A 24,260-nucleotide genomic window follows, 5' to 3' on the forward strand; every position below is an offset into this window, starting at 1 on the left:
ACGATCTCGGCGGGACCGGCCCCCGGAACGGGGCGGGCCGTGCCGTGCGAGGGTGGCCGGGTGCGGGTGAGCGAGTTCTGGGTCCTGATGCGCGACGAGTTCGGGGAGGCCTACGGCCGCTCCCTGGCCCACGACCAGGTCCTGCTCGCCCTCGGCGACCGGACCCCGGAGGAGGCGCTGGACGCGGGCGAGGACCCGAAGGCGGTCTGGCTGGCCGTCTGCGAGGCCATGGACGTGCCGCCCGCCCGTCGTCTTGGGCGCGACCGGACCCGCAAGCGCTGACGGGCGCTCGCGATCATCTCTGCCTAGGCTCTGACGGACACCAGTGCCCGACCCGGGTGCGGACGACCGAAGGAACAGGGCCGGACCGTGTCTCACGTCGAACGACGGATGAAGGGTCCCCGCCCGCGGCGAGGGAGCACCCCGGGCGGTGCCCGGACGTGCTGATCGCGACGCTCACCCTGCTGGCCGGGATCGTCGTCATCCTGGCCCTCATCGCGGCCAACGGGTACTTCGTCGCCCAGGAGTTCGCCTACATGTCGGTGGACCGGGCCCGACTCGGGGCGAAGGCCGACGCCGGGGACGAGGCGGCCGCCCGGGCCCTGGCGGTCACCCGCCGCACGTCGTTCATGCTCTCCGGCGCCCAGCTCGGGATCACCGTCACGGGCCTGCTGGTCGGGGTCGCCGCCGAACCCCTGGTCGGGGAGTCCCTCGCGACCCTCTTGGGCGGTGCGGGGGTCCCCGCGGCGGTCAGCATCGCGGTCGGGACGGTGGGTTCCCTGGCCTTGTTCACCGTGGTGCAGATGATCTTCGGTGAGCTGTTCCCGAAGAACTACGCGATCGCCAACCCCGAACCGTTGGCCCGGTGGCTGGCGCGTTCGACCCAGGTGTACCTGGCGGCCTTCGGCTGGCTCATCACGATCTTCGACCACGCGGCCAACGGGTTGCTGCGCCTGCTGCGCATCGAGCCGGTCCACGACGTCGACATCAGCGCCACCGCCACCGACCTCGAACGCATCGTGGCCGACTCCCGCGACTCCGGGGACCTGCCCGAGGACCTCTCGCTGCTGCTGGACCGCATCCTCGACTTCCCGCGCCACGACGTCGAGCACGCCATGATCCCGCGCTCGCGGGTGGACGCGGTGGACGCCGGCCTGTCCCTCGGTGAGGTCCGGACCCTGATGGCCCGCTCGCACACGCGCTACCCGGTGGTCGACGAGCGCGACCAGCCGGTCGGGGAGGTCGAGCTGGTCACACTGCTGCGCTCGGGCCTGCCGGACTCGGCGACGGTGGGGGACCTGATGAGCGAACCCCTGGTGCTCCCGACCATGATGGCCCTGCCCGACGCCCTGGCCGAACTCGGCCGCAGCCGCCGGCAGCTCGCCTGCGTCGTCGACGAGTACGGCGGGTTCGCCGGCGTGCTGACCGTGGAGGACCTGGCCGAGGAACTCGTCGGCGAGATCACCGACGAGCACGACGAGGCCGGCCCCGACCCCGTGGAACGCGACGGTGACCGCTGGACGGTTCCGGGTGACCTGCACCTCGACGAGTTGGAACGCTCGATCGGGCACGACCTGCCCCGCGGGGAGTTCGAGACCGTCGCCGGCCTCGTCATCGACCAGCACGGCAGCCTCCCGGCCGTGGGGGAGACGGTGGTGCTGACCCTGCCCACCGACCCCGCCGACCTCGTCCGCAACGAACCCCGGCGCCGGGTGCTGGAGGCGGAGGTGCTGGAGGTGGAACGGCACGTCCCCGCCCGGGTCCGACTGCACCTGCGGGAGACCGACCCGCCGGACCCGGACCGGGAGCCCGCCGAGGAACCGCTGCGCGGCAGAATGACGGACCGATGAGCAACCCCGTGGTCGTGACCCTGGCGACCGTCCTGCTCATCGTCGGGTCCGCGTTCTTCGTCATCATCGAGTTCTCGTTGCTGGGGTTGCGGCGGCACCGCCTCGAGGCGGCGGCCGGTTCCAGCCGCTCGGCGCGCGCGGCCCTGCGCAGCGCCAACGAACTCACCGTCATGCTCGCCGGGGCCCAGCTGGGGATCACCGCGTGCACCTTCGCCCTCGGCGCCGTCACGAAACCGGCGGTGCACCACGCGCTGACGCCGTTGCTGGAGTCGCTCGGCCTGGCGCTGTGGATCGCCGACGCCGTCGCCTTCGCCCTGGCCATGTTCGTCGTCACGTTCCTGCACCTGGTGGTGGGGGAGATGGCCCCCAAGTCCTGGGCCATCGCGCACCCGGAGACCTCGGCCGTAGCGACCGCGCTCCCGGCCCGGGTCTACATCGCGATCTTCCGCCCGCTGTTGACCTGGGTGAACGAGATCGCCAACAAACTGGTCGCCCGGACCGGGGTCGAACCGACGGACACCGCCGCCGTCGGGGGCCAGGACGCCGAGACCATCCGCCACCTCGTCGAGCACTCCGCCTCCACCGGAGCCCTCGAACCGGGGTTCCAGACCCAGATCGGCAGCGTCATGGACCTGCAGACCGAGGCCGTGGAGACCCTGCTGCAGCCCGGGCGCACGGTGACCGCCCTGCCCGCCGGGGCCACCGTGGCCGAGGTGCAGGAACTCGCCGCGCGTACCGGGCACCTGCGGGTCGTCCTGCTCCCCGAGACCGGGGAGGGCAGCGGGTTCCTCGTCGTCCACGTGCGCGACACCCTGCTGGACGAGCCGGGCTCCCGCGCGCTCGACCGCGCTCGTCCGGCCCACGTCCTGCCCCCCGCGACTCCCGTGCACATCGCGTTCCGCGACCTGCGGGAGAACCGCGAGCAGCTCGCGGTGGTGGCCGCCGAGGGCCGGCTGCACGGGGTCGTGACGATGACCGACGTCCTGCGGCGCGTCCTGCCCGGGGACCCGGCGCCGGTCCCCGCGAGGGACTGAGGTCAGTCCGCGGGAGGCGCGGTCGTCCCCCGGATGACCAGCCGGGTGGGGAACGCGCCGACGTCGGGCAGCTCCTCACCGCGCAACGCGGCCAGCACGGTGCGGCCGGCGGCCCGGCCGAGGCCCAGAGGGTCCTGGCGGACGGTGGTCAGGTCCGTGAGCTCGGCCAACGGGTGGTCGTCGATGCTCACGACCGAGATCTGCTGCGGGACGGAGAAGCCGGAACGACGCATGCTGCGGATGGCGCCCAGTGCCACCTCGTCGGAGAAGGCGAAGACGGCCGTCGGCAACCGCTCTCCGGACAGCAACCGGTCCATCCCCTCCGCACCACCGCGGGCCCCGCCCGACCAGGACACGACGAGGGTCTCGTCGACCGGGACCCCGGCCGAGCGCATCGCCCGACGGAACCCCTCCTCCCGGTCCATCTGCGCCTGCCACGCCCGGTCGTCCGCGGCGACCGTGTTCAGCAGGGCGATACGTCGGTGACCGAGGCGCAGCAGGTGGTTGACCGCCTGCTGGGCCGCGTTCACGTCGTCGATGGCGACGCTCGGGAAGTGCTGGTCGTGGGTACCCGCCGCGACGACGGTGACCCCGGCCCCCGCCAGGCGCTCCTGCTCCTCCGGTGACATCGGGATGGCGACCACCACCAGTGCGTCGGCCTTCCTCCGCAACGGGAGCGTGCCGAAGAACTCGACCCGGTCGGCAGGGTCGTCGACGCACCGGACGACCAGTTCCAGGCCCGCGGCGCGGAGCTCGTTCTCGAGGCCGACGACGACCGAGCTGCAATACCAGGCGGCCAGGTCGTGGACGACCACCGCCACCCGACCGGTGGCCCGCCCCGACAGGCCCGAGGCCTCGGGGGACACGACGTAGTCGAGGTCCTCCGCCAGGGCGAGGATCCGCGAGCGCGTCTCGTCGCTCACGCCCTCGACCCCGCGAAGGGCGCGCGAGACCGTCGCCGTGGAGACGCCGGCCCGGAGGGCGACGTCGACCATGCGCACGTCGGTCGGTGGCGGGACCGCCGCGCGGCGATCCGGTCGCCGCGGTGTCGAGGGACGCGGAGGCATGACCCCATCAAACCCCACGGTCGCAACCCGGGTAAATGGGGCCGGCCAGTCGCAAAGGTTGACGTTATCAAAGTGCAACGTAATCGTTTGCAAGCGTCTGAACTGCACACATGCTGTAGTAAACGTTTGCACATGCAATCCGTTGCGGGTTGACGCCCGGCTGGGGCTCGGTGTTCAGTTCCGTCCTGCCGGACACCGATCTCCGCCGACGGAGAAGCCCTGATCACCGCTGAGCGGGGAACGGGTCCGGCCGGACGAGCGGGTGACCGCGCGTCGGACCCAGCCACGATGAGGAGACCCCCGTGCTCGGCAGAACCCGCCTGTCCCGTACCCAGACCGTCGCCGCCGCCGTCGTGAGCCTCGGCACCGCGCTGACGCTCACCGCCTGCGGCGGCGGGGGGAACTCGCCCTCGGACGCCGCCGGTCAGGGCAACGAGACCGGCCCCATCACCTACGTCCAGGGCAAGGACAACAGCAGCATCGTCCAGCCCGCCATCGACAAGTGGAACGCCCTGCACCCCGACCAGAAGGTCACGCTCAAGGAGCAGACCGACCAGGCGGACCAGCAGCACGACGACCTGGTGCAGAACTTCCAGGCCGAGAACGCCGACTACGACGTCGTCAGCGTCGACAACATCTGGACCTCGGAGTTCGCGGCGAAGGGCTGGCTGCAGCCGCTCACCGGCGACTACGAGCTCGACCAGAGCGCGCTGCTCGCCCCGACCGTCAAGGCCGAGACGTACAACGGCACCCTGTACGCCGGTCCGACCTCCTCCGACGGTGGTCTGCTGTTCTACCGCAAGGACCTGGTCCCGACCGCGCCCACCAGCTGGGACGAGCTGATGGAGGACTGCTCCATCGCCAAGGCCAACAACATCGACTGCTACGCCGGTCAGTACGCGCAGTACGAGGGGCTGACGGTCAACATCGCCGAGGCCATCAACACCGCCGGTGGCAGCATCCTGTCCGAGGACGGCAAGACCGCGACGCTGGACACCCCCGAGGCCAAGGAGGGCCTGAACCGGCTGGTGACCGCCTTCCAGAACGGTGACATCCCCAAGCAGGCCACCACCTACCAGGAGGAGCAGGGTCGTCAGGCCTTCCAGGACGGCAAGTTGTTGTTCCTGCGCAACTGGCCCTACGTCTACGCGCTCGCCACCACCGAGGGCTCCTCCCAGGTCAAGGACAAGATCGGGGTCGCCCCGCTGCCCGGCAACGGGGACGGCAAGCCCGGCGCCTCCAGTCTCGGTGGGCACGCGGCCGCCATCAGCGTGTACTCCGACCACAAGAAGACCGCGTTCGAGTTCATCAAGTTCCTGCAGTCCGAGGAGATCCAGAAGGACTGGCTGACCGGTGGGTCGCTGGCCCCTGTCCTGTCCTCCCTGTACGAGGACCCGGCCCTGGTCGAGCAGTTCGCGTACCTCCCGACCCTGAAGACGTCCATCGAGAACGCCGTCCCGCGTCCGGTGACGCCCTTCTACCCGGCCGTCACCAAGGCCGTCCAGGACAACGCGTTCTCTGCCCTGTCGGGCAGCAAGTCCACCGACGCCGCGCTCGCCGACATGCAGGCCTCCGTCCAGAACGCCATCAGCGGCGGTCAGTGATGTCGGCCACCTCCGGTGTCGCCACCGGTGAGTTCGCCCAGGGGCAGCCTCCGCTGAACCCCGGCAGGGGGAACGGGAAGAACAAGCGCGCCAGCCTGCACGACGGGTCCGGACGACGGGCCGCGGTGCTCATCGTCCCGACGCTCGCCCTGCTGGCGATCGTCATCGTCTACCCGATCATCACCGCGGTCACGCAGTCGTTCCAGTCGGACGCGGGGCTCGACCCCACGACCGGGCTCTTCGTCGAGGGCGGCTTCGCCGGGCTCAGCAACTACACGCACTGGCTGCTGCAGGACTGCGGCACGGGAGCCTTCAGCTGTCCGGAGGGCACCCTCGCGTCACAGTTCTGGACCTCGACCGGGGTGACGTTCTTCTTCACCGTCGTCGCGGTGACCCTGGAGACCGTGCTGGGCCTGATCTTCGCCCTGGTCATGCACCGTTCGTTCAAGGGTCGCGCCATCCTGCGGGCCAGCGTGCTCGTGCCGTGGGCGATCCCCACCGCCGTCACGGCGAAGCTCTGGTACTTCATCTTCGCCTACGACGGCATCGCCAACCGGTTGCTGGGGACCGAGATCCTCTGGACCGGGGACGGATGGGCGCCCAAGTTCGCCATCATCATCGCCGACACCTGGAAGACGGCCCCGTTCATGGCCCTGCTGATCCTGGCCGGTCTGCAGGTCATCGACGGGTCGGTCTACGAGGCGGCCAAGATGGACGGGGCCACCGCCTGGCAGCGGTTCCGGTTCATCACGCTGCCCCTGGTCCGACCGGCCCTCATGGTCGCAGTGCTGTTCCGCACGCTGGACACCCTGCGCATGTACGACCTCCCCGCCATCCTCACCGGGGGGGCGGGGAACACCTCGACCCTGTCGATGCTGGTGGTGGACCAGGTCCGGGTCGGTTTCAACGCCGCCTCAGCCCTGTCCACGATCACCTTCCTGATCGTCTTCGGGGTGGCGTTCATCTTCATCAAGTTCCTGGGCGCCAACGTCACCGAACAACAGGCCCCCAAGGCCAAGAAGGCGGGTTGAGATGGCCGGCACCACGAGCACCACGAGCACCGCGCACGGCCGGAAGGTCACGAGCTCCGGCGTCGTCATCAATCCTCGTCGGCACGTGCTGCCGACGGTGGCCACCTACGTCGGCGTCGTCATCATCTGCCTGTGGGGCCTGCTGCCCTTCTACTGGATGATCGTCACCGCGTTCCGGGACGTCGGGTACACCTTCGACACGACGCCCTGGCCGACGCACGTCACGCTCGACAACTTCGCCACCGCCCTGTCGACCGAACGCGGGAACCACTTCGGCCGGGCCCTGCTGAACAGCCTCATCATCGGGGTGGCGACGACCGTCATCGGTCTCGCGGTGGGGGTCTTCGCGGCCTACGCGCTGGCCCGGCTGGAGTTCAAGGGCAAGTTCTACGTCCTCGGCATCATCCTGGGGGCCTCGATGTTCCCGGGCGTGGCCCTCATCAGTCCGCTCTTCCAGTTGTTCACCGACATCGGGTGGCTGAACACCTACCAGGCGCTGATCATCCCCAACATCTCGTTCATCCTGCCCCTCACGGTGTACACGCTGACGGCGTTCTTCACCGAGATGCCGTGGGAGCTCGAGGAATCGGCCCGGATGGACGGGTGCACGCCCGGGCAGGCCTTCGTCAAGGTCATCCTGCCGCTGGCGGCACCCGGCATCTTCACCACGGCGATCCTGGCCTTCACCGCGGCCTGGAACGAGTTCCTCATCGCCAGCCAGCTCGGCCCCGGGGCGGTCCAGCCCGTCACCGTCGCCATCGCCAGCTTCAGCGGGGCGCAACCCAACCAGGAGCCCTACACCGCCGTGATGGCCGCCGGGACCCTGGTCACCGTGCCGCTGATCATCATGGTGCTGGTCTTCCAGCGCCGCATCGTCTCCGGCCTCACCGCCGGCGGCGTGAAGAGCTGACCCACTACCCCTCCCAGGAGACCGCCGATGTCTGCACCCTCCGCGTCCCCGGACCTCGTCCGGGCGCGCAAGAACGCCCAGCACCTGGAGACCTTCGGCGGTCTCCTGATGGCGATGACCACGCTCGTCCTCGGACTGACCGTCCACGCCGAACTCACCGGGCGTCCCGCCCTCGCCCTGGTGGGTGTCCTGGTCCTGCTCCTGGCCGCCGACGTGGTCGTGGTGCGGGCCGCCCGCTCGCAGCGTCACCGGGCCGGTGCCCGATGAACGACGAGGCCCTGTGGTGGCGCCAGGCCGTCATCTACCAGATCTACCCGCGCTCCTTCGCCGACGCCAACGGCGACGGGATCGGTGACCTCGCCGGTATCACGGCGAAGATCCCCTACCTGGTGAAACTCGGCGTCGACGCGGTCTGGCTCTCCCCGTTCTACCCCTCGGCCCTGGCCGACGGCGGTTACGACGTCGACGACTACCGCGACGTCGACCCCCGCATCGGGACCCTGGACGACTTCGACCTGATGGCCAAGAACCTGCACGCCAACGGCATCCGCATCATCGTGGACATCGTCCCGAACCACTCCTCGAACCGGCACGAATGGTTCCGGGCGGCGTTGGCCGCCGGTCCCGGGTCCCCCGAACGCGAGCGCTACGTCTTCCGGCGGGGGCAGGGTGAGCACGGGGAGCTCCCGCCCTCGGACTGGACCGCCAGTTTCGGCGGACCGGCCTGGGAGCCGGTGGGCGACGGTGACTGGTACCTGCACCTTTTCGCCCCCGAGCAGCCGGACTGGAACTGGAGCCACCCCGAGGTGCGCGACGACTTCCGGCGCACGCTGCGCTTCTGGTCCGACCGAGGGGTCGACGGGTTCCGCATCGACGTCGCCCACTACCTCACCAAGGACCTGCCCCAGACCCTGCCGACGCAGGCCGAGCTGGACGCGGGCGGGCACGCCGAGGGGTTCCACCCCTTCAACGACCGCGACGACGTCCAGGACGTGTATGCGGAGTGGCGCGAGGTCTTCGACAGCTACGACCCCCCGCGCATGGCGGTCGCCGAGGCCTGGGTCCCGGCCCACCGGCGTCCGGCCTACGCCTCCCCGGCCGGACTGGGTCAGGCCTTCAACTTCGACCTCCTCGAGGCCGACTTCGACGCCGAGCAGTTCCGCACCACGGTCGAGAACAACCTCGAGCTGGCCGCCGCGGCCGGTTCCTCCTCGACCTGGGTGCTCTCCAACCACGACGTCGTGCGCCACCGCAGCCGCTACGGCCTGCCCCACGGGACCGATCGTGTCCCGTGGCTGCAGTCGCACGGCACGGACCCCCGGCCCGATCTGGAGCAGGGGCTGCGCCGTGCTCGGGCGGCCACGGCGTTCGCCCTCGCCCTGCCGGGCAGCGCGTACCTCTACCAGGGGGAGGAGCTCGGCCTGCCCGAGGTGGCCGACCTCCCCGCGGAGGTGCTGCAGGACCCGACCTGGGTGCGGTCGGGTGGCACCTACAAGGGACGCGACGGCTGCCGGGTCCCACTGCCGTGGACCGCGGACGGTCCCTCCTTCGGTTTCGGGGCCGGGGGGGCGCACCTGCCGCAGCCGGCATGGTTCGGGGAGCTGGCCGCCGAGGGGCAGGAGCAGGACGACTCCTCCACGTTGTCCTGGTACCGCGAGGCGCTGGCCCGCCGCGCCTGGCTCCAGACCGAGGAGACCCTGGAGTTCCTGCCCGCGCCGGACGGGGTGGTCGCCTTCCGCCGCCCTGGTGGTTGGGTGAACGTCACGAACTTCACGACCCGGCCGGTGGCCCGACCCGAGGGGCGGGTGGTCCTCGACAGCTCCGGCGCCCCGGCGGCCTCGGCGCAGGTGGCCGGTGAGAGCACCGTCTGGCTCGTGCAGGACTGAGCGACGCGGGACGGGGCGGGACCGGGGTGGGGTCGGGTCGTAGGGTTCTCTCCTCGAACGAGGAGAGGAACGCCGTGCCCGACCCCTTCCCGCGTCTGCACCCCCGCCCGAGCACCGGCTGGGTCAACGACCCCAACGGGGTCGGGTTCTGGGACGACCGCTACCACGTCATGTTCCAGTGGAACCCGTTCGGCCCGCAGCACCACGCCATCCACTGGGGGCACCTGAGCTCGCCCGACCTGGTGCACTGGCGGGAGGAGGGGATCGCCCTGGCCCCGCGGCCCGGGGGCATCGACGAGACCGGGGCGTGGAGCGGCGTCGCCGTCGTCGACGAGGACGGGGAACCCCGCCTCGTCTACACCGCCGTGCGGACGGGGGCGATGGACTCCGGGGTGGCCGTGGCCGCTCGCGCGGGCGGACGTTTCGTGGCCGGCGGGGACTGGGTCGCGCCGCACCCCGAGGGGTTCCTCGACGTGCGGGACCCCTTCCGGGTGGAGGGGGCCGGGCGGGAACTCTGGGTGCAGGGGGCCGGAACCCTCTCGGGGACCGGTGCGGTCCTCGCCTACGAGGTGTCCGAGGACGGCGGGTGGCGGTTGCTCGGTCCGCTGCTGGGCGTCGACGACGTCCCGGACGGCTTGCTGCGGCAGGGGTCGATCTGGGAGTGCCCGCAACTGTTCCGGCTGGGCGAGGACTGGGTCCTGCTCGTCTCCTGGGTCCACCGCTCGGAGAGCGGCGAGTCCCTGGGGGTCACCGCCTACGTCGGAGACCTGGACCTCGCGGGGGACGCGCCACGGTTCCGGGTGCGGGCCGCGAACCGGCTCGACGGCCCGGAGTTCTACGCCCCGCAGGGGTTCTGCGCCCCCGACGGTCGCGTGCTGCTCTTCAGTTGGACCTGGGAGGGGCGGGGGACGGGCGTGCTGGGCCGGGCCCAGGTCGACACCGACGCCGCCGGCTGGGCCGGGTCGCTGACCTTCGCCCGGGAACTCCAGGTGCAGGACGGTCGGGCGGTGTGCCGCCCGGCCGCGGAACTCCTCGCCCTCCGGGCCGGACCCTTGGCCCACGACGAGCGGGAGGTCGCGACCGCGGAGGCGGCGTGGGAGGTCCTGGCCGCGGGTCCCGTGGTCCTGCAGGTGCACGACGATGACGGTGCCCACGAGGTCTGGTCGGGGGAGTCCCCCACCGTCCGCGTCCTGGTCGACGCCTCCGTGGTCGAGGTGTTCACCGCCGAGGACAGCAGCACGCTGCGGATCTACCCCCGGGGCGAGGCCCGGTGGGTCCTGCGCGCCGGGCACGTCGACGCGGCCCATCGCCTGGCCTGATCGGACACCCCGCGCCTACTCCCCGGTCCGCCCGTCGAGCTTCTGGGCAAGCAGGTCGGCGTGCCCGTTGTGCCGGGCGTACTCCTCGATCAGGTGCACGAGGATCCAGCGCACCGACCGCGGACCGCGGTGGTCGGTCACCACCTCCTCCACCGAGCGCCCGGCGACCAGCTCGCGGGAGTGCTGCTGCTCGCGGGCCAGCCAGGCGAGGTCGGCCGCGACCCGTTCGTCACGCAGACCGTCGACGGCGAAGTCGCCGTCGGGGTCGTCGGGGGAGTAGGTCAGCGGGGGCGCGTCCTCTCCGGCCAGGCAGCGGCGCATCCAGCTCCGCTCGACCTCGGCGAGGTGGCGGGCCAGGCCGACCAGGCTGAGGTCGGAGGGTGGCAACGCCCGCTGCCGCAGCGCCTCGGCCTCGAAACCTGCGATCTTCATCGCGAAGGTGGCGCGCTGGTGGTCGAGGAACCCGGTGAGCATCGAGAACTCGTCGCCGGTGGTGTCCGGCTCGTCGCGCGGGTCGGGGGCATCGGTGGGGGCGGTCATGGGGGCAGTCTGGCGGGCCTCAGTGCCGGCGCAGCAGGGTGAGTTCGACCGCGTCGAGATCACCCAGCGCCTCGTCCAGCGCCTCGGCGTCGTACAGGCCGTCGTCGCGGGCCTCCAGGAGCACCTCGCGCCGGGCGCGGACCGTGGCCAGGCGTCGCTGCCGGGGTTCGAGGTCGGCGTCCTCGGGGGCGGGGACGGCGGCGAGCATCGTGCGGACGGCCTCCCGCTGCTCGGCCTGGACGAGTGGGTCGACCCGGCTCGGCCCGACCGCGCGGACCACGGCCGGGAGGGTCCCGCCCTGCAGCAGCAGCGAGAGTGCGGCGACCGTGAAGGCGATGAGGACCAGCAGGGCCCGGTCCGGCGTCTCCGGGGGGAGGGTCTGGGCCGCGGCGACGGTGATCGCCCCGCGCATCCCGGCCCAGACCAGCACCACCCCGTCCCGGGCGGTGACCGGTGCCGCCAGGAAGTAGTCCAGGTCGGCGAGGCGCCGGCGCACCCGGGTGCCGAAGCGGTCGAGGTCCGGTTCGCCCCGCCGGCCGCGCACCCGGCGACGGAGGCGGGAGGCGACGTCGTCGCGCCGGTCCGGGTCGCGCAGGGCCGCGTCGATCCGTTGCACCCGAGGACGCAGGGCCCGCCCGTGCCGGGACAGCCGCCGCAGGCCGAGCAGCAACGGGCCCACGAAGAGCGCCCGGACCAGCAGGGTGAGGCCCAGTGCGGCGCCGGCCAGGCCGAGCGCGGTGGGGACGCCGGCGTGCTCGGCGTGCACCGCGGCCAGCAGCGAGGACAGCTGCAGCCCCATCAGCAGGAACACCGCCCCCTCCAGGACCAGCTCCAGGGTGCGCCAGTTCTGCGCGTCTGAGAGCCGGTGGGCCGGGGACAGGTACCGGGGGGCGCCGTGCCCGGTCACGATGCCGGTGACCACGGCCGCGACCAGCCCCGAGGCCCCGAACGCTTCCGCCGGCAGCGCCGCGACGAAGGGCACCGCGAACGAGACCGCGGTGTTCACCGTCGGGTCGGCCGTGCGGGCCCGCAGGGCCAGGTTGGCCCGTCCGACCACCCACCCCAGCACGCTCGCGAGGGCCACCGACCACAGGAAGGACGCGACCGCGGTCGGCAACGAGAAGGAGGCGGCCGCCGCGACCGTCGCGGTGCGCAGCAGCACGAGCGCGGTGGCGTCGTTGAGCAGGCTCTCGCCCTCCAGCATGGCCATGACCCGCGGGGCCAGGCCGACCTGCCGGGCGATCGAGGTGGCCACGGCGTCGGTCGGGCTGAGGACCGCGCCCAGCGCGACACCCCAGGCGAAGGACAGCCCGGGGACCACCCAGGACAGGAACGCCCCGAGCACGAGGGAGGTCAGCAGGACCAAGGCGACCGACAGTCCCGAGATGCTGGTGAACTCCCGCCGGAAGTTCATGCTCGGCATCGAGACCGCGGCGGAGTACAGCAGCGGGGGCAGGATCGCGGTCAGCACGAGTTCCGGGTCGACGGTGACGTCCGGGGTGAAGGGCAGCAGGCTGACCCCGGTGCCGACCCCCACGAGCAGGAGCGGGGCGGCCAGGCCCGTCCGGTCGCCGAGGCCCCGGGCCGCGGCGATGACCAGCAGGCCGAGGACGCCGACGGCGAGCAGTTCCACGCTCACCCGGCGGCTGCCCCGGCGCCGGTGCCGGTCCCGGCCTGGTCCAGCCACCAGAGGCCCGCCCCGACCGCCGCGGTCGGGAGGCGGTAGAGGCTGGTGCTGGCGGCGACGAACACCGTCGACCCGTCCTCGCCCCCGAAGCAGAGGTTGGCGACGACCTCGCCGACCACGACTTCGAGCAACCGGGTCCCGTCGGGGGCGTGGACGGCGATCGCGTCCCCGTCGGAGGTCCAGACGTTGCCGTCCCGGTCGACCCGGAACCCGTCGGCCAGACCGCGTTCCATCGTGGCGAACACGCGGCCGTTCTTGGCGACCGGACCCCCGGGACGCGCCAGCGGACCACGGCCGCCGCGGATGCCGCGCAGCACGTCGTAGACGCGGATCAACCGGTGGTCACCGTTGTGGGGCACCGGCGCGGCGGAGGTGTCGGCGACGTAGAGCAGGCTCTCGTCGGGGGAGAACGCCAGACCGTTCGGTTCCTCCACGTCGGTGACGACGACCCGCAGCTCGCCGGTGGCGGGGTCGAACCGGAAGACGTGGTGGTCGCCGTACTCCCGGAACCCCTCGTGCCCCTCCTCGGGCACGCTGATCCCGTAGGCGGGGTCGGTGAACCAGATCGCGCCGTCGGCGGCGACCACGACGTCGTTGGGCGAGTTGAGCCGGGCGCCTCCGACCGCGCCGACCCCGCCGACCCCGCCGACCCCGCCGACCCGGTCCACGAGCACGGTGGTGCTGCCGTCGGCCTCGGTGCGCTCGACCGCGCGCCGCCCGTGCGAGCAGGCCACGACCCGACCCTCGTGGTCGAGGGTGCGGCCGTTGGTGAACTCGACGCCCTCGGCGTGCACGGTCAGCCCCGTGCCGCCCTCGTCCCAGCGCAGGATCCGGTCACCGGGGATGTCGGAGAAGATCACGGCCCGTTCGTCGGGCAGCCAGACGGGCCCCTCCGCCCAGGTGCTGCCGGAGCCGAGCCGTTCGAGCTGCGCGCCCTCGGGCAGCAGATTCGCCCCGCGGGGGTCGAGGACCCGGGGCGCCCCCGGCCCGGGGGAGGTGTCGGTGGCGGGGCGGGGATCGTCCATCAGGTGCTCCTCGGGTCCCGGGATCCTCCCGGGGTCTGGCCGCTTCCTCCCGGGTCCGCCCGGGTCCTCGGCCCAGCATGGCCGCCCGGGCGCGGGACCACGCGGCGGGCCCCGGCATCCGGCCGGCGGGACACGCCGTCGGACCCGCGCGCCGTGCCCGAGATCGAACAGGTGTACGGCTATGCTCGGGTCCTGTCCACAGGTGACGGGTCGACCCGCCGTCGTCCCCAGGTCCCGGGCTCGTCCCGGTTCGTGTCGGAGGCGGGTCCTAACGTCGTCCGGGTCGGAAGAACCACATCAACCAGAGGTGAGGACATGCCCGCTCCCGCGGACCGCGACAAGGCGCTCGAAGCAGCGCTGGCGACCATCGACAAGCAGTTCGGCAAGGGCTCGGTCATGCGGCTGGGTGACGAGTCGCGCCCGCCGATCGAGGTCATCCCGACCGGTGCCATCGCCCTCGACGTGGCTCTGGGGATCGGTGGTCTGCCCCGCGGCCGGGTCATCGAGATCTACGGCCCGGAGAGCTCCGGGAAGACGACCGTGGCCCTGCACGCCGTGGCCAACGCGCAGAAGAAGGGCGGGATCGCCGCCTTCATCGACGCCGAGCACGCCCTGGACCCGGACTACGCCGCCAAGCTGGGCGTGGACACCGACGCCCTCCTCGTCTCCCAGCCGGACACCGGTGAGCAGGCGCTGGAGATCGCGGACATGCTGATCCGCTCCGGCGCGCTCGACATCATCGTCATCGACTCGGTCGCCGCCCTCGTGCCGCGCGCCGAGATCGAGGGCGAGATGGGCGACAGCCACGTCGGTCTGCAGGCCCGGCTCATGTCCCAGGCGCTGCGCAAGATCACCGGCGCCCTGAGCCACTCCGGCACCACCGCGATCTTCATCAACCAGCTGCGCGAGAAGATCGGCGTGATGTTCGGCTCGCCCGAGACGACCACGGGTGGGAAGGCGCTGAAGTTCTACGCCTCGGTCCGTCTGGACGTCCGCCGGATCGAGACGCTCAAGGACGGGACCGCCCCCGTCGGCAACCGGACCCGGGTCAAGGTCGTCAAGAACAAGGTCTCCCCGCCGTTCAAGCAGGCCGAGTTCGACATCATCTACGGCCAGGGCATCTCCCGCGAGGGTGGGTTGATCGACCTTGGGGTCGAGCACGGCTTCGTCCGCAAGGCCGGGGCCTGGTACACGTACGAGGGCGACCAGCTCGGTCAGGGCAAGGAGAACGCCCGCGCCTTCCTGCGCGACAACCCCGACCTCGGCGACGAGATCGAGAAGCGCATCAAGGAGAAGCTCGGCATCGGAGCCCGTCTCGACGCTCCGGCCGAGGAAGCCGCCGTGGACTTCTGATCGTGGCCTCCCCGGATCGTGCGGGCCGGGAACCCGGTCGGGACGAGAACCCCGACCGCGAACCCGACCCGCACGACGTGGCCCGTCAGATCGCCCTGCGCCAGCTGACGATGGCCCCGCGCAGTCGCGCCCAGCTGGCCGACAAGCTGGCGGCCAAGAACGTCCCCGCCGAGGTCGCCGACTCCGTCCTGGACCGGTTGACCGAGGTCGGGCTGGTCGACGACGTGGCCTTCGCGCAGGGCTTCGTCGCCACCCGGCGGGGGCAGCGGGGTCGCCGCGCGCTGACCCAGGAGCTGCGCCGCAAGGGCGTGGACGAGGAGCTGGCGGCCGAGGTGGTCGGCGAGGTGGACGACGCCAGCCAGGAGGAGGCGGCCCGGGTCCTGGTGCGCCGCAAGGTCGCCACCATGCGGGGTCTGGACGACCAGGTGCGGGTCCGCCGACTGGCCGGGATGCTGGCCCGGCGAGGATTCCCCTCCGACGTCGTGATGCGCGTCGTGCGCCAGGAGGTCGCGGCCGACGGCGCGGAGTTCTTCGCCGACTGATCCACGTCCCGGTCCGTCCGGGCCCGCACGAGAACAGGACCGCCCATGGCCCTCATCGCCCTGCTGGAGTTCCGCCTCGACCCGGCTGCCCTCGACGTGGCCGACGAGATCATCCGCGAGACCCTCCGGGTCACGCGGGCCTTCGACGGGTGCGAGGACCTGCAGGTGTTGCGCGAGGCCGGGGACCCGACCCGCGTCGTCGTCTACGAACGGTGGGAGTCGGCCGAGAAGGACGCCGCCTACCGGGCGTTCCGGGCGAGCCCCGAGGGGGCGTCGCGGCTGCGGGAGGTCGTCGCGGCCCCGCCCACCCTCACGATGTACGAGCTCTTCGAGGTCTGAGCCGGGCGGGTTCAGGCCCGGTAGGCCTGGATGAAGTCGTCGGTGGCCTGGACGACCTCGGCCGCGAGCCAGTCGGGGACGTGACGGGCCGCGGCCGCGCGCAGCGCGGCGCAGGGTTCTCCGGCGCAGCGCGCGTCCCAGGCGGCCTGCGCCGCCGCGGCCAGGGGACCGCGGTCGCCGGCCACGACCCCGTGCCGGTCCTGCACGATGCCGGCGACCCAGTCGGCGTCGAAGCTCCCCGCCGGTGGGGCGAACACCCGCTCACCCTCGACGTAGCGTCCGGTCCCGCCCCAGTGCTTCATGATCGGCACGCTACGACGGCGTGCCCCGCCCCGCGACGCGGGACGGGGCACGGAGGACGACCGGGGGCCGGGTGGGTCTCAAACGGCCTGACCGGTCGCCTGGGGCCCGGGGGCCGCCGGGGCGGCGGTGGCCCGGCGGCCCCCGGTGGACAGCCGCCGTTCCACGAGTTTGGCCAGCCGCTCCAGCAGCAGGTTGATCACGACGTACAGGGCGCCGATCACGAGGTAGGTCTGCAGCGAGTTGTCGAGCAGCTGCCGGATCCGGTTGGCCAGTTCGGCGGTGTCCCCGAGCGAGGTCAGGACGACGCTGCCCAGTGCGGTGTCCTTCAGGATGACGATGAGCTGGCTGATGAGCGCCGGCAGCATGGCGCGAACGGCCTGGGGGATCTGGATCTGGGCCATCACCTGCCCGCGGGTCATCCCGATCGCCAACCCGGCCTCGACCTGTCCCTTGGGCAACGACTGGATGCCGGCCCGGATGATCTCGGAGATGATCACGCAGTTGTAGAGCGTCAGCCCGACGACCAGGGACCAGAACGACCCCTGGTACCCGCCGACCGTCCGCCAGAGGATGTCGACGAACAGGATCGTGACGATGACCGGCAACCCGCGCAGGAGTTCGACGAAGGCGACCACGGGGATGCGCGCCACCGGGCCGAGCAGCAGCCGGAGGGCGGCCAGCACCAGGCCGATGACGGTGGAGGCGATGACGGCGACGAGGGCGGCGCTCAGCGTGACGCGAAGACCCTGTCCCAGGAGGCGCCAGACCGGGGCGAAGTCGGCGTTGGTCGGGTCGAGCAGCGGCCCCCACTTCTCCTGGGCCAGCTGGCCGGCCTGGGCGAAGCGCAGCACGACGTAGCCGAGCAGGGCCACGAGCAGGACGGCGGCGACGACGCTGCCGATGCGGGTCCGGCGGCGGGCCACCGGGCCCGGGGCGTCGAAGAGGACTGCCGTGGGTGCGCTCATCGGGCCACCGCCATACGTCGTTCGGTCACGGCCAGCGCCGCGGCCGCGAGGAGGGTGAGGATCAGGTAGCCGATCGCCATCCCGGTGATGACCGGGAGCCGGGCCTCGCCCTGGGAGCTCACCAGGCGGGCGAAGACGCTGAACAGGTCCCCGCCGACGCCCATCGCCCCGGCGACCGCCGAGTTCTTGATCATCGCGATGAGGACGTTGCCGACCGGCGGGACGACGGCCCGCATCGCCTGCGGCATGATCACCAGGCTCAGTGCCTGGCCGAAACCGAGCCCGATCGCGCGGGCGGCCTCGGCCTGGCCGGCGGGCACGGTCGCCACCCCCGAGCGCACCGCCTCGCAGACGAAGGCGGAGGTGTAGGTGATGAGTCCCAGGGTCGCCAGCGTGTAGTTCGAGGCGTTGACCCCGAGCGTGGGGATCCCGAACACGAAGAAGAACAGCACGATGACCAGCGGGGTGTTCCGGACGAACGTCACGTAGGCCGCGCCGATCCCGCGGAGCACGGGGACGGGGGAGATGCGGAACACGGCCAGCAGGGTTCCCAGGACGAGACTGCCCACGCCCGCCCAGGCGGCGAGTCCGAGCGATCTCAGGAAACCGGCGGCGAAGAGATCGAGGTTCTCGATCACGGGGTCCACGGGGACGCGCCTCCAGGTGAACGGTGGCGGGCGGTCCGGAGCCGGACCGCCCGCCGGGGGATGAGGTCAGACGCAGGCGTCGGCTTCGGGCAGGGTCGGCACCTCGGTGCCCTCGTACTGACCGGCGGTGGCGTTCCAGGCCTTCTCGTAGGAGCCGTCGTCCGACATCTCCTTCAGGGTCGAGTTGATGAACTCGCAGAAGGCGGTGTCACCCTTCTCGATCCCGATGCCGTAGGGCTCCTCGGTGAACTGCTCGCCGACGAGCTTGAACGCGTCGTCGGAGTTGGCCACCAGACCCGTGAGGATGACGTTGTCGGTGGTGACCGCCGCGACCTGACCGCTGGCCAGCTGGGCGGCGCAGTCGCTGTAGACGGCGAACTCGACCAGCTGGGCCGGGTTGGCCAGGTACTCGCGGATGTTCTCCGCCGGGGTCGACCCGGTCACCGAGCAGATCTTGGCGTCCGGGTTGTCCTTGAGGCTCTCCGGCCCGGTGATGGTCGTGTTGTCCTTCGCCACCATGATCTGCTGCCCGGCCACGTAGTACGGCCCGGCGAACGTGATCCGTTCCTTGCGGGTGTCGTTGATGGTGTAGGTGGCCACGACCATGCTCACGTCGCCGTTGGCGATGAGGTCCTCGCGCTGGGCGCTGGGGGAGGGGATCCATTCGATCTTGTCGGGCGCCACGCCGAGCTTGGCGGCGATGTACTCGGCCACGTCGACGTCGAAGCCCTCGGGCACGTTCTCCAGGTTGGCCAGGCCGAAACCAGGCTGGTCGAACTTGGTGCCGATCTTGATGGTGCCGGCGGACTGGATGTCGGCCATCGTCGTGCCCGCCTCGAAGGTCGCGGACGTGTCGGCGCTCGGCTGCTCGGCGTTGTCGCTGCCGGAGAGCTCACCCCCGCCGCCGCACGCGGTCAGGGCGAGCAGGGCGGTGGCCGTGCCGGCGAGGGCGACGGTTCGCAGGGACCTCATGAGATGACTCCTCTGGTGCATCGGGTGCTGTCGAACTCGGCTGGTTCTGCGCGTGAACTGGTGGACCTCAGTGGGTGAGGATCTTGGACAGGAAGTCCTTGGCCCGTTCGTGCTCCGGGGCGGTGAAGAACGTCTCCGGGTCGGTGTCCTCGAGGATCTGCCCGTCGGCCATGAAGACGACGCGGTCGGCGGCCCGCCGGGCGAAACCCATCTCGTGGGTCACGACGACCATCGTCATCCCCGACCTGGCCAGGCTCGTCATCACGTCGAGGACCTCGTTGATCATCTCCGGGTCCAGGGCCGACGTCGGCTCGTCGAAGAGCATCACCTTGGGGTCCATGGCCAGTGCCCGGGCGATGGCGACGCGCTGCTGCTGCCCGCCGGAGAGCTGCGCGGGGTACTTGTCGGCCTGGTGCGCGACCCCGACCCGGGTCAGCAGCTCCTGGGCCCGCTTGTCGGCCTCGGCGGCCTTCTGCCCGCGGACCTTGACCGGTCCCAGCGTGACGTTCTCCTTGATCGTCTTGTGGGCGAAGAGGTTGAAGCTCTGGAACACCATGCCCACGTCCGCGCGCAACCGGGCCAGGGCCTTGCCCTCGGCGGGCAGGTCCTTGCCGTCGATCGTGATGCGCCCGGAGTCGATGGTCTCCAGCCGGTTGATGGTCCGGCAGAGGGTGGACTTCCCCGAGCCCGAGGGACCGATGACGACGACGACCTCGCCCTCACCGATCGTGAGGTTGATCGTCTTGAGCGCGTGGAAGGCGCCGAAGTGCTTCTCGACGTCCTCCATCACCACCAGGGGGCGACGTCCGCCCGGCCGGTCGGCCGGGCTCGACGTGGGGGCGGGAGCCGTCGGCTGCTGGTCGGACATGCAGCCAGACCGTACAGGCAGGTCACACATTGACCACAGGATGGGGCTCGCGGCGCGCAGATCGTGATGCGGCCGTGACCCCACCAGGGACATCGCGTGATCGCGGACATCGCACCGGTGACGGTCCCGCGGGGGTTCCCCTCGCGGGCTTCGTGCCGCCCGGGGGCCCCGGTCGCGACGACCGGGTCGTGGGTGGGGGTGACCTACCCTGGAGGGTGATGAGCACGACATCCGAAGCCCCCGCCCCCGCCCTGGCCGAGACCGCCCCGCGGACCTACCAGGTGCGCACCTTCGGGTGCCAGATGAACGTCCACGACTCCGAGCGGTTGTCCGGTCTGCTCGAGGCGGCGGGTTACGTCCGCCTCGACGAGGTGGCCGGTCCGGGTGCCCCCGCCGAGGACGCCGACGTCGTCGTCTTCAACACCTGCGCCGTGCGCGAGAACGCCGACAACAAGCTCTACGGCAACCTCGGCCGGCTCGCCCCGGTGAAGGAGCAGCGCCCCGGGATGCAGATCGCCGTCGGCGGCTGCCTGGCCCAGAAGGACCGCGGCGAGATCGTCCGCAAGGCGCCCTGGGTCGACGTCGTGTTCGGGACCCACAACGTCGGGTCGCTGCCGGCCTTGCTGGACCGGGCCCGGCACAACGCCGCGGCCCAGGTCGAGATCCTCGAGTCGCTGGAGGTCTTCCCCTCCACCCTGCCCACCCGGCGGGAGTCGGCCTACGCCGCCTGGGTCTCGATCTCGGTGGGCTGCAACAACACCTGCACGTTCTGCATCGTCCCGGCGCTGCGCGGCAAGGAGAAGGACCGCCGGCCGGGCGACATCCTCGCCGAGATCGAGGCGCTGGTCGCCGAGGGGGTCAGTGAGGTCACGCTGCTCGGGCAGAACGTCAACACCTACGGCGTGGAGTTCGGCGACCGGCTGGCGTTCGGCAAGCTGCTGCGGGCCACCGGTTCCATCGAGGGCCTGGAACGCGTGCGCTTCACCAGCCCGCACCCCAGCTCGTTCACCGACGACGTCATCGACGCCATGGCCGAGACGCCCACGGTCATGCCCAGCCTGCACATGCCCCTGCAGTCCGGGTCCGACCGGGTCCTCAAGGCCATGCGCCGCTCCTACCGCAGCGAGCGGTTCCTCGGGATCATCGACAAGGTGCGGGCCCAGATCCCCGACGCCGCGATCACCACCGACATCATCGTCGGATTCCCGGGGGAGACCGAGGAGGACTTCCGGGCGACCCTCGACGTGGTCGAGCGGTCGCGCTTCTCGGGCGCGTTCACGTTCCAGTACTCCACTAGGCCCGGGACCCCGGCGGCGACCATGACCGAGCAGGTCCCCAAGGCCGTGGTCCAGGAGCGCTACGAGCGGCTGACCGCGCTGCAGGACGAGATCGCCTACGCCGAGAACCGGGCCCAGACGGGACGGCGGCTCGAGGTCCTGGTCGCCGAGGGCGAGGGCCGCAAGGACACCGCCCACGCGCGGCTGTCCGGGCGGGCGCCCGACAACCGGCTGGTGCACTTCAGCGTGCCCGAGGGGGCCGGGTCGCCCCGACCGGGTGACGTCGTCACCGTCACCGTCACCCGGGGGGCTCCGCACTACCTGGAGGCCGACGGCCCCGATTACGCCCTGCGTCGTACGCGCTCCGGTGACGCCTGGCAGGCCCGCCAGGACGCGCCGGCCGGGCCCAAGGGGGTCTCCCTCGGCCTGCCCACCCTGCGTCCCCGCGGGGCCGCCGCTCAGAGCGGCGGCGGCGTGGCCGGTCCCGGCTGCGGGTCGGGCCCGGGCGTCGGCCCCGGGTCGGGCATCGGCGGCTGACCGGGCTGCCCCGGTTGCGGGGTCGGCCCCGGGGGCGGCGGGGTGCTCGGCGGGGGGGTGGGGATCGTCATCGATCGTCCTCTCTGCTCGGTCCTGCTGACGTCGGACCGGTGCCTCAGCGAGGCCCGGTCATGGGGGTCCCGTCCGTGGGCGTCCCCCCGTCCATCGGCGTCCCGCCGGCCTCCGGCGGGTTCGCGGGCGCCTCGTCGGCGACGCGGCGGACCCCTGTGCGGGCCGCCGCCCCGGCCTTGGCGACGCGGTCCGCGTAACGCCCCTCGGTCTTGTCGTTGACGAAGGCCGCCGCCCGGTCGATGGCCGAACCGGCCTGCCCGGAGTGCTCCGCCGCGAACGTCCCCGCCTTGTCCTTGGCCTGGCCGGCGACGACCTTGGCCTGGTCGGCCGCCTGGCCCAGCTTGTCCTTGAGGTAGTCGAAGGTGCCCATGACCGTCCCGTCCCTGCCCTCTGCGTGCGTCGGTCCGTGTGCTCCGGTACCTGCCCCAGCCTCTGCCAGGATGCCCGCGTGAGCCAGTCGACCCACCGTCCGACCCCCCGTCGTGACGCGGCCGGCGACCCCGGCGAGGACCCCGGGCGTGACCGGCAGGGGTACGGGTCGCTCGCCGAAGGGCTGGTCGTCGCCGTGGTCGGTCCCACCGCCTCGGGCAAGTCCGACGTCGGCATCGCCCTGGCGCAGGCGCTGGACGGCGAGGTCGTGAACGCCGACGCGATGCAGCTCTACCGCGGGATGGACGTCGGGACGGCCAAGCTCGCGCCGGGGGAGCGCGGCGGGATCGTCCACCACCTCCTCGACGAGCTCGACGTGACCGAGACCGCCGACGTCGCCACCTACCAGCGCCGGGCGCGCGAGACCGTCGCCGACGTCGCCGCCCGGGGGCGGGTGCCGCTGCTCGTCGGAGGCTCCGGCCTGTACGTGCGCGCGGCGCTGGAGGACATGCGCTTCCCCGGCACCGACGTCGAGGTGCGGGCCCGCTGGGAGCGTCGGCTGGCCGAGATCGGCGCCCCCGCCCTGCACGCCGAGCTCGTCGAGCGCGACCCCGAGGCCGCGGCGAAGATCCTCCCGAGCAACGGGCGTCGGATCGTGCGGGCGCTGGAGGTGGGTGAGCTCACCGGGCAGCCCTTCGCCGCCTCCCTGCCCGCCCCGACCCCGGCGCTGCCCCACGTGACGATCGGGTTGGCCGTCCCCCGCGAGCAGCTCGACGCCCGCATCGACGGGCGGGTGCGTCGCATGTGGGACGCGGGCCTGGTGGCCGAGGTCGAGGAGCTGCTGACGCGCGGGTTGCGCGACGGGCGCACGGCCTCGCGAGCGCTGGGCTACGCGCAGGTGATCGAGGCCCTCGACGGCCGGACCACCGAGGCGGAGGCCGCCGAGCTCACGGCCCGCCTCACCCGCCGCTTCGCCCGCAAGCAGGAGTCCTGGTTCCGCCGCGACCCGGGGGTGCTCTGGCTCGACGCCCCCGACGGCCGGGACGCGCCGTCCCTCGCCGCCGAGGCCCTCGACCGGCTCCCGTCATCGCTGCGGGCCCGGGCCGTAGGCTCGCGACCGTGAGCAGCCCCGAGATCCCCTTCGTCAAGGGGCACGGCACCGAGAACGACTTCGTCCTCGTCGCCGACCCCGACGCCGCCCTCGACCTCGGTCCGGACGAGGTCGCCGCGATCTGCGACCGGCGGGCCGGCATCGGCGGCGACGGACTGATCCGGGCCGTGCGCGCCACGGCCGTCGCGGACGCCCCGGCCGGTGCGGAGTGGTTCATGGACTACCGCAACTCCGACGGTTCGATCGCCGAGATGTGCGGCAACGGCGTGCGCGTCTTCGCCGAGTTCCTGCTCGTAGAGGGACACCTGCCGGCCGAGGCCGGGGACGGCCGCTGGATCGGGATCGGCACCCGCGCCGGGGTGAAGCGGCTGCGCCGGGAGGACGACGGGCGCTGGACCGCCGACATGGGGTCCTGGTCGGTCGTCGGCGGTGAGGACGCGCTCGGTCGCGGTGCGGACGCGATCGTCGAGGTGCCCGGCCTGGACGTCCCCCGCCCGGGGTTGAGCCTGGACCTGGGCAACCCGCACACCGTCGTGGCGCTGGCCTCCGCCGAGGAGCTGGACCGCGCCGAGCTGCACCGGGCGCCGTCGGTCGACCCGGTCCCCCCGAACGGCACCAACGTCGAACTGGTGGTGCCCCTGGACGCCGTCGACCTCGACGGCGACGCCACCCCCGACATCGGCGAGATCCGGATGCGCGTCCACGAGCGCGGCTCGGGGGAGACCCGCTCCTGCGGGACGGGGGCCTGCGCCGCGGCGCTCGCGACCCGCGCCTGGGCCGGCGAGGGCGCCCCCGACGTCTGGCGGGTGGAGGTGCCCGGGGGCGACCTCGTCGTCACCGTGGGGCAGGGCAGCAGCGCGACCGCGGGCAGCGTCTACCTCACCGGTCCGGCCGTGCTGGTCGCCCGCGGGGTCCTCGGGGGGCTCTGACCCCGGCCCGGCGGGTCCGCGGG

The 24,260-nt window shown here is 72.3% G+C and carries 25 protein-coding genes; 15 read left to right on the forward strand and 10 right to left on the reverse strand.

Going from position 1 to position 24,260, the window contains the following annotated elements; genetic code table 11:
* The first annotated feature begins 66 nt into the window (after positions 1 to 66).
* The 3 genes from ACFFKU_RS09750 to ACFFKU_RS09760 all read left to right on the forward strand — a co-directional run bounded on the left by ACFFKU_RS09750 (position 67) and on the right by ACFFKU_RS09760 (position 2,884).
* Positions 67 to 282: a DUF3046 domain-containing protein gene (locus ACFFKU_RS09750; RefSeq protein WP_380137516.1), complete on the forward strand. Its 216-nt coding sequence runs from the start codon at positions 67 to 69 to the stop codon at positions 280 to 282.
* A gap of 158 nt (positions 283 to 440) precedes the next feature.
* Complete coding sequence (locus tag ACFFKU_RS09755) at positions 441 to 1,850, forward strand: hemolysin family protein (protein WP_380137517.1); 1,410 nt, start codon at positions 441 to 443, stop codon at positions 1,848 to 1,850.
* Positions 1,847 to 2,884: a CNNM domain-containing protein gene (locus ACFFKU_RS09760; protein ID WP_380137519.1), complete on the forward strand. Its 1,038-nt coding sequence runs from the start codon at positions 1,847 to 1,849 to the stop codon at positions 2,882 to 2,884. Before ACFFKU_RS09755 ends, ACFFKU_RS09760 begins: the two co-directional genes overlap by 4 nt.
* Positions 2,885 to 2,886: 2 nt before the next feature.
* Here the strand turns inward: ACFFKU_RS09760 and ACFFKU_RS09765 are convergent, their stop codons facing one another.
* On the reverse strand, positions 2,887 to 3,879 hold the full coding sequence (locus tag ACFFKU_RS09765) for a LacI family DNA-binding transcriptional regulator (protein ID WP_380137520.1): 993 nt from the start codon (positions 3,877 to 3,879) through the stop codon (positions 2,887 to 2,889).
* A gap of 392 nt (positions 3,880 to 4,271) precedes the next feature.
* Here ACFFKU_RS09765 and ACFFKU_RS09770 point away from each other — a divergent pair, with 392 nt between their 5' ends.
* The 6 genes from ACFFKU_RS09770 (at position 4,272) to ACFFKU_RS09795 (ending at position 10,701) form a co-directional block, all read left to right on the forward strand.
* Positions 4,272 to 5,555 (forward strand): ABC transporter substrate-binding protein, encoded by a 1,284-nt coding sequence (locus tag ACFFKU_RS09770; protein ID WP_380138071.1) that lies wholly within the window; start codon positions 4,272 to 4,274, stop codon positions 5,553 to 5,555.
* On the forward strand, positions 5,555 to 6,586 hold the full coding sequence (locus ACFFKU_RS09775; protein ID WP_380137522.1) for a carbohydrate ABC transporter permease: 1,032 nt from the start codon (positions 5,555 to 5,557) through the stop codon (positions 6,584 to 6,586). Before ACFFKU_RS09770 ends, ACFFKU_RS09775 begins: the two co-directional genes overlap by 1 nt.
* A gap of 1 nt (position 6,587) precedes the next feature.
* Entirely contained in the window at positions 6,588 to 7,496 is a 909-nt protein-coding gene (locus ACFFKU_RS09780; RefSeq protein ID WP_380137523.1) for a carbohydrate ABC transporter permease, read from the forward strand.
* A 27-nt stretch (positions 7,497 to 7,523) separates the two neighbouring features.
* Positions 7,524 to 7,763, forward strand: coding sequence for a hypothetical protein (locus ACFFKU_RS09785; RefSeq protein WP_380137524.1), 240 nt, complete (start codon positions 7,524 to 7,526; stop codon positions 7,761 to 7,763).
* The gene (locus tag ACFFKU_RS09790; protein ID WP_380137525.1) at positions 7,760 to 9,382 is read left to right on the forward strand and encodes a glycoside hydrolase family 13 protein; all 1,623 of its coding nucleotides are present in this window, start codon (positions 7,760 to 7,762) and stop codon (positions 9,380 to 9,382) included. Before ACFFKU_RS09785 ends, ACFFKU_RS09790 begins: the two co-directional genes overlap by 4 nt.
* Before the next feature lie 74 nt (positions 9,383 to 9,456).
* Positions 9,457 to 10,701, forward strand: a complete 1,245-nt coding sequence (locus tag ACFFKU_RS09795) for a glycoside hydrolase family 32 protein (protein ID WP_380137526.1) — start codon at positions 9,457 to 9,459, stop codon at positions 10,699 to 10,701.
* Between the two features lie 15 nt (positions 10,702 to 10,716).
* Here ACFFKU_RS09795 and ACFFKU_RS09800 read toward each other — a convergent pair whose 3' ends face one another.
* From ACFFKU_RS09800 to ACFFKU_RS09810, 3 genes are read right to left on the reverse strand one after another with little or no spacing between them, the layout of a single operon-like run.
* Positions 10,717 to 11,241, reverse strand: coding sequence for a DinB family protein (locus ACFFKU_RS09800; protein ID WP_380137527.1), 525 nt, complete (start codon positions 11,239 to 11,241; stop codon positions 10,717 to 10,719).
* A 19-nt stretch (positions 11,242 to 11,260) separates the two neighbouring features.
* The gene (locus ACFFKU_RS09805; protein ID WP_380138073.1) at positions 11,261 to 12,874 is read right to left on the reverse strand and encodes a cation:proton antiporter; all 1,614 of its coding nucleotides are present in this window, start codon (positions 12,872 to 12,874) and stop codon (positions 11,261 to 11,263) included.
* A gap of 2 nt (positions 12,875 to 12,876) precedes the next feature.
* Positions 12,877 to 13,953 (reverse strand): SMP-30/gluconolactonase/LRE family protein, encoded by a 1,077-nt coding sequence (locus ACFFKU_RS09810; RefSeq protein ID WP_380137528.1) that lies wholly within the window; start codon positions 13,951 to 13,953, stop codon positions 12,877 to 12,879.
* Between the two features lie 315 nt (positions 13,954 to 14,268).
* Between ACFFKU_RS09810 and recA the strand changes: the two genes are divergently transcribed.
* The 3 genes from recA to ACFFKU_RS09825 are packed head-to-tail and all read left to right on the forward strand — an operon-like array spanning position 14,269 to position 16,187.
* A complete protein-coding gene (gene recA / locus ACFFKU_RS09815) occupies positions 14,269 to 15,306 on the forward strand; it encodes a recombinase RecA (protein WP_380137529.1) in 1,038 nt (345 codons plus the stop codon).
* 2 nt (positions 15,307 to 15,308) lie between these two features.
* Positions 15,309 to 15,848, forward strand: a complete 540-nt coding sequence (locus ACFFKU_RS09820) for a regulatory protein RecX (protein WP_380137530.1) — start codon at positions 15,309 to 15,311, stop codon at positions 15,846 to 15,848.
* Positions 15,849 to 15,893: 45 nt separating this feature from the next.
* Positions 15,894 to 16,187 (forward strand): putative quinol monooxygenase, encoded by a 294-nt coding sequence (locus tag ACFFKU_RS09825; RefSeq protein ID WP_380137531.1) that lies wholly within the window; start codon positions 15,894 to 15,896, stop codon positions 16,185 to 16,187.
* Positions 16,188 to 16,198: 11 nt separating this feature from the next.
* Here ACFFKU_RS09825 and ACFFKU_RS09830 read toward each other — a convergent pair whose 3' ends face one another.
* From ACFFKU_RS09830 to ACFFKU_RS09850, 5 genes are all read right to left on the reverse strand, one after another.
* Positions 16,199 to 16,489: a hypothetical protein gene (locus ACFFKU_RS09830; RefSeq protein ID WP_380137533.1), complete on the reverse strand. Its 291-nt coding sequence runs from the start codon at positions 16,487 to 16,489 to the stop codon at positions 16,199 to 16,201.
* Positions 16,490 to 16,567: 78 nt separating this feature from the next.
* The gene (locus ACFFKU_RS09835) at positions 16,568 to 17,455 is read right to left on the reverse strand and encodes an amino acid ABC transporter permease (RefSeq protein ID WP_380137535.1); all 888 of its coding nucleotides are present in this window, start codon (positions 17,453 to 17,455) and stop codon (positions 16,568 to 16,570) included.
* A complete protein-coding gene (locus tag ACFFKU_RS09840; protein WP_380137537.1) occupies positions 17,452 to 18,102 on the reverse strand; it encodes an amino acid ABC transporter permease in 651 nt (216 codons plus the stop codon). Before ACFFKU_RS09840 ends, ACFFKU_RS09835 begins: the two co-directional genes overlap by 4 nt.
* 66 nt (positions 18,103 to 18,168) lie before the next feature.
* Entirely contained in the window at positions 18,169 to 19,074 is a 906-nt protein-coding gene (locus ACFFKU_RS09845; protein ID WP_380137539.1) for a glutamate ABC transporter substrate-binding protein, read from the reverse strand.
* Between the two features lie 67 nt (positions 19,075 to 19,141).
* Entirely contained in the window at positions 19,142 to 19,861 is a 720-nt protein-coding gene (locus ACFFKU_RS09850) for an amino acid ABC transporter ATP-binding protein (protein ID WP_380138075.1), read from the reverse strand.
* Between the two features lie 299 nt (positions 19,862 to 20,160).
* Here ACFFKU_RS09850 and miaB point away from each other — a divergent pair, with 299 nt between their 5' ends.
* Complete coding sequence (gene miaB / locus ACFFKU_RS09855; RefSeq protein ID WP_380137540.1) at positions 20,161 to 21,756, forward strand: tRNA (N6-isopentenyl adenosine(37)-C2)-methylthiotransferase MiaB; 1,596 nt, start codon at positions 20,161 to 20,163, stop codon at positions 21,754 to 21,756.
* 115 nt (positions 21,757 to 21,871) lie between these two features.
* On the opposite strand, the gene ACFFKU_RS09860 is transcribed toward miaB, so the two are convergent.
* On the reverse strand, positions 21,872 to 22,198 hold the full coding sequence (locus tag ACFFKU_RS09860; RefSeq protein ID WP_380137541.1) for an antitoxin: 327 nt from the start codon (positions 22,196 to 22,198) through the stop codon (positions 21,872 to 21,874).
* Between the two features lie 183 nt (positions 22,199 to 22,381).
* Between ACFFKU_RS09860 and miaA the strand changes: the two genes are divergently transcribed.
* Positions 22,382 to 23,320: a tRNA (adenosine(37)-N6)-dimethylallyltransferase MiaA gene (miaA, locus tag ACFFKU_RS09865; RefSeq protein ID WP_380138077.1), complete on the forward strand. Its 939-nt coding sequence runs from the start codon at positions 22,382 to 22,384 to the stop codon at positions 23,318 to 23,320.
* Positions 23,317 to 24,237, forward strand: a complete 921-nt coding sequence (gene dapF, locus ACFFKU_RS09870; protein WP_380137542.1) for a diaminopimelate epimerase — start codon at positions 23,317 to 23,319, stop codon at positions 24,235 to 24,237. Before miaA ends, dapF begins: the two co-directional genes overlap by 4 nt.
* Positions 24,238 to 24,260 lie beyond the last annotated feature (23 nt).

Source organism: Kineococcus gynurae, from assembly GCF_042433995.1.
GTDB lineage: Bacteria > Actinomycetota > Actinomycetes > Actinomycetales > Kineococcaceae > Kineococcus > Kineococcus gynurae.